This window comes from Aureispira anguillae (assembly GCF_026000115.1).
In the GTDB taxonomy this organism is placed as follows: Bacteria; Bacteroidota; Bacteroidia; order Chitinophagales; family Saprospiraceae; genus Aureispira; species Aureispira anguillae.
Genome location: NZ_AP026867.1, coordinates 2,442,142 through 2,458,603, shown reverse-complemented (window position 1 = coordinate 2,458,603; position 16,462 = coordinate 2,442,142). Strand labels below are relative to the sequence as shown.

The following is a 16,462-nucleotide window of genomic DNA, read 5'->3' as shown; positions in this document are numbered from 1 at the left end:
GCAGCCGATGGAGCAATTAATCTTCAACAATGGTATAAATATCATTGTGTTGGCGTCCCCAACCATCATAATCTAAGCCATAACCAATTAGAAAATTGTTGGGAACTTTAAACCCAATATATTTCATAGGAATATCATGTTCCATCGCATCAGGTTTGTTCAATAATGTAAGAATAGCAACCGATGCAGGGTTCTTTTTTTCTAATTCAGGGAGAAACTTATGCAAGGTTCTTCCAGTGTCAACAATGTCTTCTAGCAAGACAATGTGCCTACCTTCTAAATCAGTATCTAAACCAATCATAGTTGTTAAGTTTCCACTGCTTTGAGTACCTTCATAAGACTTGAGCTTAACAAAACTAACCTCACATTCAATATCAATATAATTAAACGCATCTCCAACCACTCTAAATACTCCATTTAGAATGCCCAAAAAAATGGGCTTTTTATCGGCGTACTCTTGGTTAATTTGCTGACAAAGCTCTTTTAGACGGTTTTGGATGGCTTCACTAGTCAAAAAGAGTTCAAATTGTTTGTTATTGCAAGTTATCATGTTCGTTAGACGATTAGAATAATTAGAAAATAATTGAGTAGCGCATTAAACAGGTGTTGCCTCAAGCCCTTCAATGTCCAACAAAGTAATGTTACTTCCTTTGACATCAATCAAGCCCTCATCCTTAAATTCAGATAAGGTTCGAGTAACCGTTTCTTTGGTTGTTCCAACAATATGAGCAAGTTCTTCTCGGCGAATGTTGATTTTAAATAAGCTATGGTCGTCTTCTTTGTAATGCCTAAATAAGCGAAGCAAAGATTCTGCAACACGTTTTCGAACAGAACTGTAAGCTAACTCCAACAAATGATTATCTTTTTCTCCTGCTTTAATGGCCAGTAAATGGATAAAGTGTTGAGCAATGCTATTGTCCGTACGCATCCAGTCCATAAACTCATCTTTAGGAATCAAAACAACTTCCGTTTCATCAATAGCAATGGCCGTTTCTTGATAAGGGCTGTTTCTGAATGCGTCACTAATTCCAATAAAGTCATGATCTCCGTAAAGAGACAAGGTAAGTTCTTTGCCGTACTCATTGCTCTTAAAGGTTTGGGCTTTGCCCTTTTTGATCCAAAAAACCGAACGAGGGTGGCTATTTTCTTTAAATATAATATCTTTAGAATTGTAGAAACGCTGCTCTTTATCTTTTAAAAAATCGACTAGAATAGTTTGAAAATGCTCCTCTACATTAAAAAATACATTTTGCGTAAAAGAAGGAGCGGCATGTTGATATTTTTCAAGGCGAATTTCTATCGCCTCCAATAACTCTATATCAGTAAAAGGCTTGGTAATATAATCGTCTGCTCCCAAATTCATGCCCCTTCTAAAATCGTCTTTTTCTGCTTTTGCCGTCAAGAAAATAAATGGAATATGGGTTGTCTTTGGGTTTTTATGCAAAATTTTGAGTGTTCCAAAGCCATCTAAAACAGGCATCATAACATCACAAATAATCAAATCAGGCATATGATCTAATGCTGCTTGAATGCCTACTTTGCCATTTTCTGCACTAAAAACTTTATAGCCTGAAAGCTCTAGTATCTCACAAGTATTTTCTCGAACTTCTAAATTATCTTCTATTACTAGGATTTTTTTCATTGAAAGTCTTCTTTAGGAATGCTAATGGTAAAGGTTGTTCCTTTGTTTAGTTCACTAACAAAATTAATGTCACCATCTAAATTTTCTAAATATTTGCGTACAATATAAAGCCCCAATCCAGTGCCTTGAATAGCAGTAGCATTATCGGCTCTAAAAAATCGTGAAAACAAATGTTTTTGCTGCTCTAAAGGAATCCCAATTCCTTCATCTTTTACGGCAACTTTTATTGTTTTATCATCAATTATACTGCTAATATAAATTTTACTATCGGAAGCAGAGTATTTTATAGCATTAGAAAGTAAGTTGATCAATATATTTTTTATGTTTTGGGTATTGGAGTAAATAACGCTAATTTCTCCAGTGTGCTTATAATCAAAGCTTTGTCCTTTTTTAGCAAAAACGCTAACTTCTTCAATAATACTATGAATAAGTGTACTTAAATCAAAGATATGCTTTTGTTGCTCCGTTTTTCCTTCTTCTAGTTTGGTAAGCGATAAAAAGTCACTTAGTATTTGTGTTAGATTTTGGATAGAGGACTTGATTCTATTGACGTGTTTTAAGCGTTTGTCATTGGTTTCGGTAGTCGTGTAACGCTCTATAAGAGATGCAGAAGATAAAATACTGCTCAAAGGGGTACGAAATTCATGAGAGGCCGTAGAAATAAAACGTGTCTTCAATTCACTCAACTCTCGTTCTCGATTTAAGGCATCTTGTATGGTTTCTTGTGCAGCAAGGAGTTTTTCTTGTATGATTTTACGTTCTAAAATCTCGTGTTCTAAGGTCAATTTATTTTGAGTGAGTTTCGCCATTGCTTTTTCCAAAGCCTCGTTACGAGCGTGAATTTCCTCCTCCAAACTTGTATTAATTTTAGAAACATGACTTTTTAGGGAGCGTTGGTTGGTCAAATCGTGAATCATCCCAACGTAAAGTTGTTCTCCTTCCGATTCCAACTCACTGACATTTAGACGAACGGGAACTTTATTGCCCTCTTTGTGTAAAGCAACAACCTCCCGACCAATGCCTATAATCTTATTTTCGCCAGTTGTCTGATGATTTTTGATGTATTGATCATGTTTACTTTTGTGAGGATTGCCCATGAGCATCGATACATTGTTGCCTACTAACTCTTGTAAGGTATACCCTAAAATAGTAGTTACTGCAGGGTTAGAATCTATGATAATACCTCTTTTATTAATAACAATAACACCATCTTGTATACTTTTGATAAAAAGTGAAATTTTATCTTTCATCGTTTCTAATAATTTTTAATAATTAACGCTCAGCCTGCTGTTTTTTCTTTTTAAGTTTAGAGCGTTTTTTACTTTTTCGGATTGCCGAATTGTCTTTCTTTGGATTGGGAGTAGAAGATTTAATCGGAGGGTTTGTATTGGATTTTATAATTTTTTTAGACTTTAATTTGTTGCTTTTGTTAAGCGTTTGACTACTATCCAAGGGCGTTACAATGCTATCAATTTGTTCGCTAATGGATAGGCTGTCTATAGGAGAAATAGAATTGCTGTCTATTAAAACAATGGGGGCAGGAATGCCCAAAAATTCGTATTTTGTTTTAATTTGCAAGCTGTCTAGCCATTGAAAACCATTTAATTGCAGTGTTTTGTGATCCACTTGATGCATGGGGTAAACAACAGCAGATGGCTTCCCTAAATAGTTGATGCGCTTGATTTGATTATCGGCGAAATATAACCGCATGTCCTGACAATCAATATCGTTAACAAGCATATAGCGATCCGCTTCATCAAGGGCATAATAGACGGTTTCTCCATTTTCATAAACGGACATGGATTGAATGTCTCCTGCTCCATTAAATTGAGTAATGGCATCTTTGCCTTTTATCTGATTGAAATAAGTTGCCTCATTGGTGTTCACAATAAAAGAATTATTAAATAAAGAAACTCGGTGCAGCTTGGATTTTTTCATTTGCACCTGTATGGTATCGGCCGTAAATTGACTGCCATCAACCCAAAGAATAGGATTGATATAAAAATTAAAGATAGAATCTATGCTGTTGTAAAATAGAGAATCGCAAAGTACTTGAATATTGGATTTGAATATTTGTACTTGGTGGAATGCGTATAGGTTGCGTTGGTCTTGATCGGAAGAATCAGGGATTGCAATTAGAGTGTCCGAGCGCAACCACATCGTATCTTTATCAATTAGCGTTGTTAAAAGAGGATTTTTGTGCGCCAGTAAGTATTTTGTACTGTCATTATAGAAGGCCTCACCGCAACTAATTTGCATATTGGCTGAGGTATCTCGCCACACTACATTTCCCCTTGCCACACCACTTTTGGTTTCGGTGCTGTAGTCCAAGCTATCCGTTGTCATAATTTGTTGATCTTGGGCGACAACCACATCGCCCCTGAAAATCATGGTTTTGGTAACGCCATCATAATCCGAATGCGTTGCATTGATGGATTGGTTGTTGGTGCTATCACGGCTTTTAAAAATAGGATTGCCTTGGAAAGAATATTGTTCTGTTTTTCCATCCATTAAAATTGTATCGGCAAAAACTTCTTGTTGATCGTTTCTAAAATGAGCGTGCCCAATCAAATAATAGACATCTTGCTCTCCATCATAAATAATGGTATCTCCCTGAGCAACTTCTGATTTTCCGTCTTCTCGATTTTCAAAGTGAGCGTTTTTATACAATTCTGCATAATTGCGTTTACTATCGTAAAAACCGTCCTCACAATAAACAATTTTCTCTTCATTATAAACCATTGTTGGTCCTAAGAAAAAAGCCATTTCGGTTTGCGTATTAAAGGCTAAAGAATCCGCTACTAATTTATAGTTAGGATTGGTGACTCGAACAGAATCTGAAAAATGAGCTATGTTGGTATTGGCATTATAGGTTCCCTTTTTGCTAATCATAGTCGTGGTGTCGCTCTCTATCAAAGAGCCTTCTGGGAAGGTGGCAATGCGAGTATTTAAATCGTAATCTAATTTATCTGTAAACAACGTCATACTCGTGTCTTTGAGAACAACATTTTCTCTTAACCTCGAAAAACGCAAAATACCATCGTAATAGAGCGAGTCTGAAAAAATGCGAATGCTGTCGTCTTGCAGCATTTGGACATTATCAAAGGCCTCTACTTGTTTGTTGGGAAGAATAAAACCAGAATCACACCACATATGCATTTCTTGTTGTTTGAGATGTACATTGCCTGTGAGTTCTCGAAAAATACCTTGTGGGGTATTGCGCTCTTTGTATTTATCAATATTGATAATGTCTATTTTAGAACTATCATTTTCTATATGGCTTGGAGAAGGCGGAGTATCTGATAGTTGTCCCCAAGTAGGATGGAGCAACAACAGGGTAAATAGTATTGATACAAAGTACTTTATTGGCATGGATGTTTTGAACTGGTTAAAAACAGATTGTCTACGGACAAATTTAAGCAAAAAATGTGCATAAATAGGCATGTCAATGTGCTTTAGTCTATAATTAACAGCTCCTAATATTTTGTTGTCGTTGGGACAACCCGAATGGAATTGAAATTTATCGGTAAAGAAGAAAAAATATAAAGGATTTTAAGTAGAATGCTTGGCTACTTACTCGGCAATTTAATACAAGAACGGTCCCAAAGCTATCTACTGATGAGAAGGATTGGGAATTTTTGATGGGTTTTGTATATTTAGGGGCTAAAATTATTTTAATCATATTGTAAAATAACCTAAACGAAAGCAAAAGATATGAGGTATTTCCTAAGTATTATTTTTTTATGGGCACTTGTCGCTTGTACATCAGAGCAAGAAGAAAAAACAACTGATTTGAAGCCCCAAGATACCACCACAGTAAGTCGTCCAGTTACTTCAACCGTTTCAAACGATTTAACAAAGAAAAATCTAAAGGGAAAGATAAAATCTAGAGAAGTTTTAGTCTATACCGCTAAGATAAAAGATGGCTATGTGACTAACGGCGAGCTAGAAGGTGCTGTTGAAATAGTATATGATGAGCATGGCAATAAGCTGTCATTAACCAGCTATGATAACAACAAGGATTTGCTGCATACTTGGAAACACCATTATAATGCCAGTCATAATTTAGCAGAAAGCAACTATTCAGATGCTACCGTCAATAGAAAGTTGGTTTATACGTATACCAATACCAATCAACCTAGTATTTGCAAGGAATATGTAAACGATAAGGAAGTCAAAAATACGAGTTATACCTATGATAATAGAGGAAATGAGATTGAGGTAAAGGATGTTTTTATGGAAAGTAAGGGGCAAAGCAAAAGTGAACATTTATATGATAAAAATGGACGCAGACGAGAAACAAAAATCTACAATGAAAAAAATGATTTGCAATTAAAACAATTGTATACTTATAACGAGGCAGGACAGGAGATTCAACAGGCTATTTTTACTGGGGATAATGCTCCGAGTTACAAACGGAAATTTGAATACGATAAAATGGGCAATAAAATAAAGGATTTGGCTTTTGATGGCAAAGGGGTTATTAATGCCTCCGATTCTTATAGCTATAAGTATGAATACGACAACAAAGGAAACTGGACGGTTAGAATTCGCTATGATTATAATGACGTTGCCAATGAATTTACAGAGCAAAAAATTAGCTATAATGAATAAATTATATCCACTGTTTTTGATTTGTTTATTGCTGGTTTCTTGTGATAATACCTTATCTTCTCAGAATAATAAAAAGATAGCAACAAAACCTGAGTTACATTCTGATGCGTTGCAAAAAAGAAAAAGCCCTCAGAACGATTGGGAAAGAGAGGCTTTAAGAGGAAAGGTCAAATCAATTCAAACCTTGCCACTAGACGAAGAGGCTTCTATTACTACGTTTGACCGTTCAGGGCGCAGACTTAGAGATGGACTGTTGGGATTTGAGGGAGAGGTAAATTGTCACGTTTATGAATACGATAGTGTAGGAAATCCGCTTAGAATCTATACGGAGGAAACGAGTTCTTTTTACGACACAGAAAAAGGAGTTAACATAACAGATTTTTTTTACGATTCGATCGTTAATACCTACAATGACCAAGGGCAACTTGCTTTTTATGAGACGGTTGGTAGGGGGAAATATGGCTATAAAAATTCCTTCGAATACAATGACAAAGGAGAATTAATGGCTGAGAAAAGAACAGATCATGCAGGTGAATTGATCTACTCTATGTCTTATGCGTATGATAAAAACGGTTTTATCACTGCGTCCGCTTTAAAAAAATGGGATGGCAATTTAAAGTATAAAAATTGCTATGAAAATGACTCTTATGGCAATGTGCTGAGAGAAAAGTATTACATGGAAAATGGTCAATTGGCAACAACAACTTATAAATACGACAAAAAAGGAAATCCAATAGAGGAAGAATATCGTGTTCAAGAATTGCCTTATGCTGAGTTTCAGAAGGTTTATTTTGGTCGTGAATTGTCTAAGGAGGAGAAGGAAGAAACCATTGATGAGGTAGAGCATCTGTACCAACAATATGGCACTGAATTAAGCGAGGAGGACAAAAAGATGCTAAGCGAATTAGATGATTTGGAGACAGGAGGTGAAAAGTCAGTTCGCAAGACTATTCGAACCTTTGATGAGGCAGGAAATTGCACCAGTGAAGCAATTTATGAAAACGGAAAACGCTATGAAAAAGTACAAAATACTTACAATCAGCACAATGACCTTACTAAAATAGAACTGTTGTACAATGGAGAAGAAGAGGCTTCTATTTTTACTTGGGATTATGAATACGATGCGCAAGGGAATTGGATCAAACAGGTAGAAAAAGACAACAATGGGGAGATCCACCAAACGATAGAACGCAAATTGGAGTATTATGATTTAAAATAAGTAATGGGGCAAAATTATTTATAGAATTTGCAGTAAAAGATTTTTGATATTAACAAGGCGAAAAACACAGTCATAGCCTTAGCTATGGCGAGTATTTTCAACACAGTTAAGATTAAAAAGATTGCTCGAATAAACTATCAATAATTTAGATTCATTACTTAAGTAAGATTAACGTTGCTCTATACCTTATTCGTGAAATTCATGATAACGGTCAAAATCAATCAGGAGTTCAAGATTTTTGCCTTCTACCCAGCATTCTTTCTTGAACGCCTGATGAAATTTATCAATAGCATGGGTAGATTTTTGGGCTATTTCGCCAGCTTTTTCAAGGTTTTTAACCTTCATGAAATAGATTAAATAATCGTCGTTTTCCCCTCTGTCCAAAAAAGCAGCTTCGAGAAAAACACCTTCATCACGAAGCGTTTCCATTGCCTCTTCAATTCTATGGTTAAGCTCTTTTGCCCAACGCTGTACTTTTTTTAGGGAGCCTTTTTTTAGCCTTATTTTAACCCCTATGGTTTTTAACTTTTCTTTCATATTCGGTTGAATTGTATTTTAACTGTTATGTTCAGTTCTGTTTTTACAAATTATTTTCATCAAGAATCCTGTCGCTATAAATTTTCTTTGTATGTGCTGCTTTTTTTTCAAGAATAAAGAAGATGCTTAGTAAAGGGAAAAACAAAAAGAGCAAGAGCATTCCCCAATAGGGTTGATAATCTTGAGCCAACATCGAAACGGACATAAAACTAATGAATGCATAAAAAGCGGATATTGCCCAAAGGAGAATAGCAAGTATAGTTTTAGTTGATTTATTAGTTATATACATAGCCCATAAAAATAAAAAAGGGGCGATAAAAATTAAGGATATTTCATCGTTGTAAAAATAGTCAGGCCGCCATCCAAATTCACGATTCGTATCATTGAGAGGGCCAAGGGAGTAATTCAATGGAACAATAAATAGAAAAATACAATTTAGGCTGATGAGCAATTTAAATCCTTGGGCTGCGATTTTTGAGTTCATTTGTTGTTTCAATTTTAGTTAGAATGGCGAATTCCTCATATAGACCACCACTACTTCCTATGTTTTGAGAGATATAATTCCTTTGCTCTTCTTTTGGTAATTTTAGAAACCAACTTTCCCATTGGTAGAGATAACTTTCCCCTTTTCCCATTCTCCAACCAATTGAAAAACGCCAAATTTTAGGATATTTTTTCCAAGGAGGCAACATACTTAGTTTTTTAGGCTTTTAAAGTTGCTAATTTATTAGATTATTAGGATTGACAAATTCATTTGAATCTTCATCATAGACATAAACAGTTAATCCTAGTGGCTTGATAACATTTTCTTCTAGGTTCCATGCATTGATAATAATAGCACAATCACTAGTCTTTTCAGCAAATGTTATTTGTTTGCGATAGCTATAATTTTTCTTACCATTTACACCAACAGTATACTGCTCTAGTTTATGAGAGAAGACTTCTTTTCGTTCAAATAGATCATAACAATATACCGTTTTTACTAGCTTATCGTTAAGCTCATCAACTACTTCTTTAAAGAAAAAATAGTTCTTTCCAATTTGTTGAATTCTAAAGTTCTTAGGAAGGTCAGAAATCTTATGACCACCTGTTTTATGGCTAAAATGACTATAATCAGGTCTATCATCAAAGTATAATAATTGATGCCCTTGCTCTGTTTTTTTGAAAAGCGCAATACTTAGCGCTCTAGCTAGGTCTCCGCCTTGTCTGGGATCATATTCAACATAAAATTGGTCTATTAGAAAAGCAAGGCTATATTGTTCATTATTTAGCGCTAATGTTTCAACCGAACGAATGCTTACTTTACTATCAACGCCACCATCTGCTATGCTATCTCCTAAGATGGTATAATAAGGATGAGGGTACAATCCTTTTAATAGAGTAGGAGAATAGACATTAGGAAAAATAGTTGGTTGGCTATAAAAAGCAATATGCTTTCCGTTAAAAGAAAGTCCAATTTGATTGCCTATTTTCAAGAAACACATACGATTAAATTGCTGAAAACAGGTGTATTCAGTAGTATCTATAAATAGGGTGTTATTAATAATGTTTAAAGGAATGGTGTGACAACTAGAAAGATTTTCGACAGTACGATCTTTATGAACAGTATAAACGGTAAATTCCAAAGCAAGGCTATTTTCATTTTCTGGATTAATGCTAAGAGATAATGATTCGTCCCCACTATTAGGAGTGTTAAGACGAACAAAATTATGATTCCAATAGTGTCCCAACAAGCCAAGATTTATGATGGATTCTACTGAAGTTATAGGAATAATATCAGGGGTATTTGAAGGAAAGGGAATGGCTTTTTTTACCTCCTTAAACGCTTTATTATTTTCTTCAACCAAGTGTTCTGTTGCTTCAGCATTGCTGGGGCGGTTGCTATAAATAATGGTAAAGAAAAAAATTGCAAGGACTATGGCAGATCCAAAATAGATGGTTTTATTTTTCATGGAATGGTGGAATGCTTTTGTGTTAAATTTTTAGGAATGTGAGTGCCTATGGTGTGTCTAAAGATTTTTTCTCTTGATATAACAATGCTTGTTTCAATTTTGATCTGATTTATATCTTGGGCTATAACTCATACAAATACTGCCGAATTTTACTTTCTTCATGATTTAAATTAATACCAATTGCTTTTGCAATCGATAATACTTCTTTTCTTTCATCTTTTAGTACAATTTTTTCTGATTCGCCCAAAAGCCTTTTACCAATATTTTCTTTAATAATAGGTCCTTTATAATTAGGATACTCAACTATTAATTTGCGTTTTAGAATGCCTTCTTTTAAGTATGTAAAATCATATGAATAATCGTCATCTCCTGTTGAACAATAGAAAATATCATACTTTTTCGAAATAAGCTCTAAGTTTATGCGTAGTTGAGGATTATGCCATAAATTATAATCCATAAAGTCCATTATATGAATCCAATTTTTACATTCAGTAATGAATAAAGTTCTTTTTTTTTGCCAATTTTTAGGATGTTTTTGATACTTATTTAGTAATTCAAATTTTTTAATTCCTAATAAATTTAACACCTCTGAATCTGATAAATCAGACGCTTTAATAAAAATATAAAAAGGAGAAAAAAGAGTACTATCAATTATACGCATAAAATCTGATTTAAAATTTAAGGAAAAAATAAATGAAATTTCTTTTAGAGTTTAACTTTTAATTTTCAAAATAAGAGAAGCTTTTGCAGTATAGCGTTCACTCGGTTTTCCTTGCTCAACAACAAACCAATATACACAATGGCGCATATATTATTCCCTTGATAATGTTGAGGATGAATTGTTATTAATTTTCTTGTTTTATTAATTCATAGTTTTTTGAAGTTTTAAATTTTTCAAGCCAATACTCTTTTATCTTTTTTGATTGTTTTTCATTTCCCAAAAGATAAACAATGCTCTCACCAGGATCTAATTTTAATAGAATGGGAGGGCGTTTTTCTTTGAATGGAATTTCTAAAAAACAAGCTTCTTCCTCACAGTATATATTTATTTTTTCAAATGAATCAATGTTTTGGGATAAGAATTTTTTGCCAAATTCAGCTTGATAAGTTAGTATTTTTAAAGAATCATACTCAGAAGAAGAAGACATGATAGCATCTAAAGAATTCCTTGCTAGTTGATATTTCTTTAATGAGTTAAATATTTTGAACCGAAGCAAGTGTGTTTTTTTGTTGATTTGGTCAAGACAATCTCCACAAGAGCAATATTTAGTACTCTCTGCTTTTTTTATTTTGATTAAGGCTCTTTGTAAAAGCCCATTTCTGTAAAATTTTTCTGCTTTATCTAATACCTTGAACGGATTCTGAGCTTCTGTCAAAGGCATATTTCCCAAAAAACTTAAGAGAGAAAAGGCACAAATAATTTTTGAATATTGATGCATAGGGCTGTTTAGTGTAATAAAACTAATGGATTGTGTAGAACTTTTATCTTTTGTGACTTACAAGATTGACTAAATAATTTAGTCGTTTAGGGCTAAAGCTAAAGTCCATCTGCGTGTGAGACACCACAAAATCATAGATTTTGCTTTGTGATTAGCTATATTTCTGTTCGCAGGACTTGTGGTACTGCATATATCAAAACGTTATCTGCTTTTTTATCCATTACTAATTCGATTAATTGATTCAATCGATTGGTGAAAATATTCTGTGTCAATTGAAGAATTTTGTGGTTCCAATTCTTTAATTTGTTTATCAATCTCCTCACTCTTATCTGGCACTATATTTTTTAGGTTTTTGAGATTTTCTAATTGAGCTTTATCCCGCCATAAAAGAAAGTCCCGCCAATTCTTCAAATGCTTTTCTGTATTATTGGTGTTATTTACTTCATCAAGATATTTCATGGCGGTTATTACTGAACTTTGATCGAAATATAATTGGGGTTGCTTTAAATAAAATTCAAGGTATTTATCGAAATAACCTACCGATTTTGAAGTATTAAATGAAGCCAATGTTAGTGCATATTCTGAGCCAGCATAACAGACTTCACTTTTTAATAGATGTGTCCCAATGATCTCTTCGAGATGAGTCGATTTTTTAACTGCAGCAAAATAGCTTCCTGTCGATCTTGTTCTCCAATCAAAATTACCTAAATTCTGAAGAATTATCTCTTCATTTATTTTAGGTTTTAATTCAATTATTCTATTAATCCATTCGTCAGATTGATTGTTTAATTCAAAGTAAAAAGGGATAACCCATTTCTCTCTAAATTCTTGAGAAATTTCAACATCATTTACATAAGAATCTAAATCCTCAAAAGGGCTCTTATGCCTAACCGTCGCTCCTGCTGAATGAAGTTGTATGTCGGATAAATTCTCTTTTTTCATTTTAGTTGATTGCAGATAACGTTTAGTGTAAAATGCGTTTTTACACATTTTTACCAATTGGCTTTTTATAATTCATTTTCATACCCAATTTCATTCAAATCACTTTTCAGTTTTTCAAAATCTTCAAATTCTGGATTGATGTCAAGAACTAAGTCTTTTGATATAATAATTCCCGAATAAATCTTTTCTACCACTTCTAATTTAAGTTCTCTATTCTCAAATTCTTCTTCATAGTATTCCTCTGCCCATTTTTTGTAAGTCGTTGGTTTCCCATCCAATAATTCAAGTAAGTCCGAAGAACCATCTTTGTAATCATCATTAGGAAGATTGATTTTTCCAATTTTCCAATCTGTATCTGTTCCAGTGTTCCAAATGCAAAATGTTGTTCCAATGCTCTTTACAGGTTCTCCATATATGAACTCGTTAAAAGCTTTTGGTAATTCTGTGACAACCCCACTTGGTATCTCTTGAATCAATTCTGTTGTAGGTTCTTTTTTTGAGTCAGATAATTTGTCTATAAAAGACTTTTTCTCTTCTATGTGAACATTTTTCCAACCATTCATTTCACTTTCGCTAGCGAATCCATTTATGCATATTCCATCATTGCTAAATAGAATCAACATTTGGTCTCCTTGCCCGTTCCGCATTTCACAAAACTCTTCTGTTTCACTCCAATCCTTTTGATAAGAGTAGTACCTGTATTCCCATTCAGGAGAAATAATTGCCTCTATAGCAGAAATGGATTTACAAATCCTTCTTAATTCCTTTGAGTTTGGTAGAAGATTAAGATTCTCTGTCGAAAGTTTATTCATTAGCAGATTTTTTGTTCAGCTTGTTGGTAACGTCTTGCTATATATCGTGCCACAAGTTATGCGAACAGAAATATAAGCATTCCCCGAAGCAAAATCACAGATTTTGGCAGTAATTTATCTTCTAGTACTAGCAAAATCTGTGATTTTGCGGAAGTAAAGCAAAGCCCACCATCTTTTTCTTTAGCCCAATCTTTAGCATGACCGTATTTGCACTTTGTTAGTGGTAGTTTTATTTTATTAAGGTGTCAATGAAAGAATTGCTGTGTATTAATTCATATTCTAAAATTGATTTCCAATAATTTATCCCAAAGCTAGTTTTGTCAAAAGCAATCTTATCTTCGACAATAGAAATAATATCTGTTTTTGATAAGTTTCCTGAGTTTTTATAGGGCTTCAAAGAATTTTCTAATTCCTCAATGATATTTCCGCTTTTTTCTTTGAATCTTCTAAAAAGATGCAGTTTAGTATAATGGTTTTCTAGTAATTCAAATAAGTCAGGGTGAATATGATGTCTATTTTCAAGATAAAAAGTGGGTTCAACTAGACCATTAGTTATGTTTATATCTACAAATAGATATTGGACTTGAGGAAGTGTATCTAAGTATAGATTTAAGAAAAGAGTTTTTCCATTATCCCTCCATATTTTACTCTTATGACTATTGCAAGTAGTACAACTAGGGAATAAATTTTTAGGATGAATTACATATTCAATAAATTCTGTTTGAGGTAGTAAATGGTCAAATGAATTAATTGACTCAAGTGTGCAGTTTTGGCAGGTGTTATTACGGCGGTTTTTACTATTAGTTGTTAATTCTAGCTCTAATATTCTAAATGCTTTTCTTTTATAATTATATAGTTTTTCTAAATCACTTTTATTCTGTCCTGAATAACCAAATGAGTTAGCATTAACCAATGAATTTGAGCTAAAGAGTGTATCATAAGTTTGAAATAGATGAGTAATGTTTGGGTATAAAACATTAATTCTAGATACCAAAATGGGATCTTTTTTGGAGTTAAGGACTTCATCAAAAAAATCCATAGAATTTTTACTATAAGCACTAATATTTTTCATTTAGTAAACTTTTGATATAAATCTTTGCATTTAGACTTAAGGGAATGTTGTCAGATTCAAGAAGCGAGAGAATTTGTTCATAGTTCTTACCTTCATAGACAAGATTCTCAAGAATAATTTTGTATTGTTTAGGAATTTCTCTATTCCCAAAAACTTCTTCTGTTAAAGTTGTAAGGTTTTCTCCAAAAGTTTCAATATTTAATTTACGAATTGCTGGAGTATCATCAAACCGTTCTAAGATATATACATTTCGAGAGAGAAGTTCCCTAATGATAAGAGGAGAGTGTGTAGCAAGAATGCAATAAGACTCAAATTCATTTACGAGTTCATAGATGGTATTTATTAATTGTGAAATAGCATTGGGATGTAAATGTGTTTCAGGTTCGTCATACAACAATAAAGAATCGTATCTTATATTAGCCACTATTTCTGTGATAATATATAATATAATATTTTGCCCTGAACTAAGGATGTTTTTAATTTTTGAAAAACCCTCAAAGTCTATGACGTATTCTCTTCTTTGGTCTATTCTTTTTAAGCGAATAAATTGACTTAGCAACTGTTTGTCTATGAAATTGAGTAAGATTTGGTTCCACTCTTGAATTCGTTTTAAATTTTTTATTTTTTGAGAGGATTTATGGAAGCGTCTTACTAAGTCTTTTTCAGAAATGTTTTCTCCATTCTCATCTTTTAGACCACAATATAAATAGTTAAAAGATGCTGTTTTCTGAGGGACTTTAAATGAGTCAAAAATGCTGTAAGACACAGCTATTACCTTACTGAATAATGGTGTTTTGGGCATAAAAACATCGTCTTTCTTTTTGTATATATCAAATGGAAGAGATGAGATTAACTGTGTTTTTCCAATTCCATTTTTCCCAATAATTGCATAAATTCGATTGGGTAAATTTTTATTGTTATTAAAGTTAAAATCTACTTCAATAGATTCTTTTGAGTATTTAGGTTGGAAAGTATATTTAAAACTGTATAAATTCGATAAGTCATAGTTGTAAACTTGATATTTTGCTTCTCGGAGTAATCTTTCGGCAGTATTAGTTCGAATTAGGGAATTAATGAAATTCGAGTTTTGTTCATATTTTTCGTGAATGTCAGGAAAGAATGCAGCATCTCTTAACGCAAATAATATACTTTTAAATTCTTTTCCAAAATGTTCTTTCAACCTATTATAATAACTAATATTTTGACCTAACGAGCAAAAAATATCAGGTAAAGAATTGAAAGATAAAGGAATTTTTTTTGAGGTATTTAAGGTCTCAATGTGTATTATTTTAACATCTCCAATATATACATATTGTATACCTTCTGAATAATAGAATAGAGAAAAACTAGAGACAACACTATAATCATTCCAGCCACTATTAAATGCTAAAACAAAAGATGGAGTTGTTTTTGGTGTTTTATGAGATCTAGCTAATGAAGATTTTCCAGTTAGTTGAGTCTCTACTATGAAGGGAATAGTGTTTTCCTTTAATTCGATGAGAAGTTCTTCTGCTTCTGCTTTTAGCCCAACTTTGTATATAGGTAAATCCTCATTATTGTATTCATTTATAATTAAGGCATAGCTTTCTTTCTCTAAATAAGGATTTATTAAATAGAAGTATTTAGTAATTCCATCCTCGGTTTCTCTAAATTCTGGACTAAGTATAGTCTCGATAAAAAGACGATATTTAGAATCATCCTCAAAAAGGTTTAATATTTCATCAAAGAGAAACTCTAACTCCCAATCATCATTTCTTATCGTATGTTGGGCAATATCTTGTTCAGCTGTTGAAAAACGAGGGTCAGTTGAAGGCATATTTTTTAAATCCCAGATTTTATTTAAAAAAGGGATAAGACCATCTTCATCTGAGATAAAGCCAAATGGAGATTTTTCGTTCAAAATTACATTAAATAATTCTAGCTTTAATTTCTTTGATAATGTAATCATCTAATATCTTATAATACGTTTTTCGATAAATGAAAATTAGTAATTATTTTGGTTTAAGCCAAGGTTTAAATTCTTTTAGTACTAAAAAAAGGAATAAAGTATCTGGAGAAATTAATTTTGTGATGTTTTGATAGATGTTGAGATTAATCTCTTTTTCTAGCTTTTGGACGAAGGATTTTTGAGCAAAGGACAATTACCACTAACGGCCCATGTATAGACCGTGCGAAAGCCATGCGGAGAATAAATATAGGTGTTCCCTGAGCAAAATCTGTGATTTTGGCAGTA

General features: G+C 33.0%; 16 protein-coding genes. 2 read left to right on the top strand and 14 right to left on the bottom strand.

Annotated features, from left to right (window positions below):
* Positions 1 to 16: 16 nt before the first annotated feature.
* The 4 genes from hpt to AsAng_RS09415 are packed head-to-tail and all read right to left on the bottom strand — an operon-like array spanning position 17 to position 5,086.
* Positions 17 to 550, bottom strand: a complete 534-nt coding sequence (hpt, locus tag AsAng_RS09430) for a hypoxanthine phosphoribosyltransferase (RefSeq protein ID WP_264792527.1) — start codon at positions 548 to 550, stop codon at positions 17 to 19.
* A 45-nt stretch (positions 551 to 595) separates the two neighbouring features.
* A complete protein-coding gene (locus AsAng_RS09425; protein WP_264792526.1) occupies positions 596 to 1,642 on the bottom strand; it encodes a response regulator in 1,047 nt (348 codons plus the stop codon).
* On the bottom strand, positions 1,639 to 2,892 hold the full coding sequence (locus AsAng_RS09420; RefSeq protein WP_264792525.1) for a PAS domain-containing sensor histidine kinase: 1,254 nt from the start codon (positions 2,890 to 2,892) through the stop codon (positions 1,639 to 1,641). The genes AsAng_RS09425 and AsAng_RS09420 overlap by 4 nt, the downstream gene beginning before the upstream one ends.
* Positions 2,893 to 2,914: 22 nt before the next feature.
* Positions 2,915 to 5,086, bottom strand: coding sequence for an OstA-like protein (locus tag AsAng_RS09415; RefSeq protein WP_264792524.1), 2,172 nt, complete (start codon positions 5,084 to 5,086; stop codon positions 2,915 to 2,917).
* Between the two features lie 270 nt (positions 5,087 to 5,356).
* On the opposite strand from AsAng_RS09415, the gene AsAng_RS09410 reads away from it, so the two are divergent.
* On the top strand, positions 5,357 to 6,256 hold the full coding sequence (locus AsAng_RS09410; protein ID WP_264792523.1) for a hypothetical protein: 900 nt from the start codon (positions 5,357 to 5,359) through the stop codon (positions 6,254 to 6,256).
* Positions 6,249 to 7,475 (top strand): hypothetical protein, encoded by a 1,227-nt coding sequence (locus AsAng_RS09405; protein WP_264792522.1) that lies wholly within the window; start codon positions 6,249 to 6,251, stop codon positions 7,473 to 7,475. Before AsAng_RS09410 ends, AsAng_RS09405 begins: the two co-directional genes overlap by 8 nt.
* Positions 7,476 to 7,661: 186 nt before the next feature.
* On the opposite strand, the gene AsAng_RS09400 is transcribed toward AsAng_RS09405, so the two are convergent.
* From AsAng_RS09400 to AsAng_RS09355, 10 genes are all read right to left on the bottom strand, one after another.
* Positions 7,662 to 8,012 (bottom strand): DUF6176 family protein, encoded by a 351-nt coding sequence (locus AsAng_RS09400; RefSeq protein ID WP_264792521.1) that lies wholly within the window; start codon positions 8,010 to 8,012, stop codon positions 7,662 to 7,664.
* A gap of 43 nt (positions 8,013 to 8,055) precedes the next feature.
* Positions 8,056 to 8,496: a hypothetical protein gene (locus AsAng_RS09395; RefSeq protein ID WP_264792520.1), complete on the bottom strand. Its 441-nt coding sequence runs from the start codon at positions 8,494 to 8,496 to the stop codon at positions 8,056 to 8,058.
* Complete coding sequence (locus tag AsAng_RS09390) at positions 8,465 to 8,704, bottom strand: hypothetical protein (protein WP_264792519.1); 240 nt, start codon at positions 8,702 to 8,704, stop codon at positions 8,465 to 8,467. Before AsAng_RS09390 ends, AsAng_RS09395 begins: the two co-directional genes overlap by 32 nt.
* 27 nt (positions 8,705 to 8,731) lie before the next feature.
* On the bottom strand, positions 8,732 to 9,964 hold the full coding sequence (locus tag AsAng_RS09385) for a hypothetical protein (protein ID WP_264792518.1): 1,233 nt from the start codon (positions 9,962 to 9,964) through the stop codon (positions 8,732 to 8,734).
* Between the two features lie 121 nt (positions 9,965 to 10,085).
* The gene (locus tag AsAng_RS09380; protein WP_264792517.1) at positions 10,086 to 10,625 is read right to left on the bottom strand and encodes a hypothetical protein; all 540 of its coding nucleotides are present in this window, start codon (positions 10,623 to 10,625) and stop codon (positions 10,086 to 10,088) included.
* Between the two features lie 184 nt (positions 10,626 to 10,809).
* On the bottom strand, positions 10,810 to 11,403 hold the full coding sequence (locus AsAng_RS09375) for a hypothetical protein (RefSeq protein ID WP_264792516.1): 594 nt from the start codon (positions 11,401 to 11,403) through the stop codon (positions 10,810 to 10,812).
* Between the two features lie 213 nt (positions 11,404 to 11,616).
* Positions 11,617 to 12,345 carry a DUF6000 family protein gene (locus tag AsAng_RS09370; protein ID WP_264792515.1) on the bottom strand — a complete coding sequence of 243 codons (729 nt, stop codon included), beginning with the start codon at positions 12,343 to 12,345 and terminating at the stop codon, positions 11,617 to 11,619.
* A 65-nt stretch (positions 12,346 to 12,410) separates the two neighbouring features.
* Entirely contained in the window at positions 12,411 to 13,157 is a 747-nt protein-coding gene (locus AsAng_RS09365) for a hypothetical protein (RefSeq protein ID WP_264792514.1), read from the bottom strand.
* Positions 13,158 to 13,386: 229 nt separating this feature from the next.
* Positions 13,387 to 14,229, bottom strand: coding sequence for a hypothetical protein (locus AsAng_RS09360; RefSeq protein ID WP_264792513.1), 843 nt, complete (start codon positions 14,227 to 14,229; stop codon positions 13,387 to 13,389).
* Positions 14,216 to 16,177, bottom strand: a complete 1,962-nt coding sequence (locus AsAng_RS09355) for an AbiJ-related protein (protein WP_264792512.1) — start codon at positions 16,175 to 16,177, stop codon at positions 14,216 to 14,218. The genes AsAng_RS09360 and AsAng_RS09355 overlap by 14 nt, the downstream gene beginning before the upstream one ends.
* Positions 16,178 to 16,462: the final 285 nt, after the last annotated feature.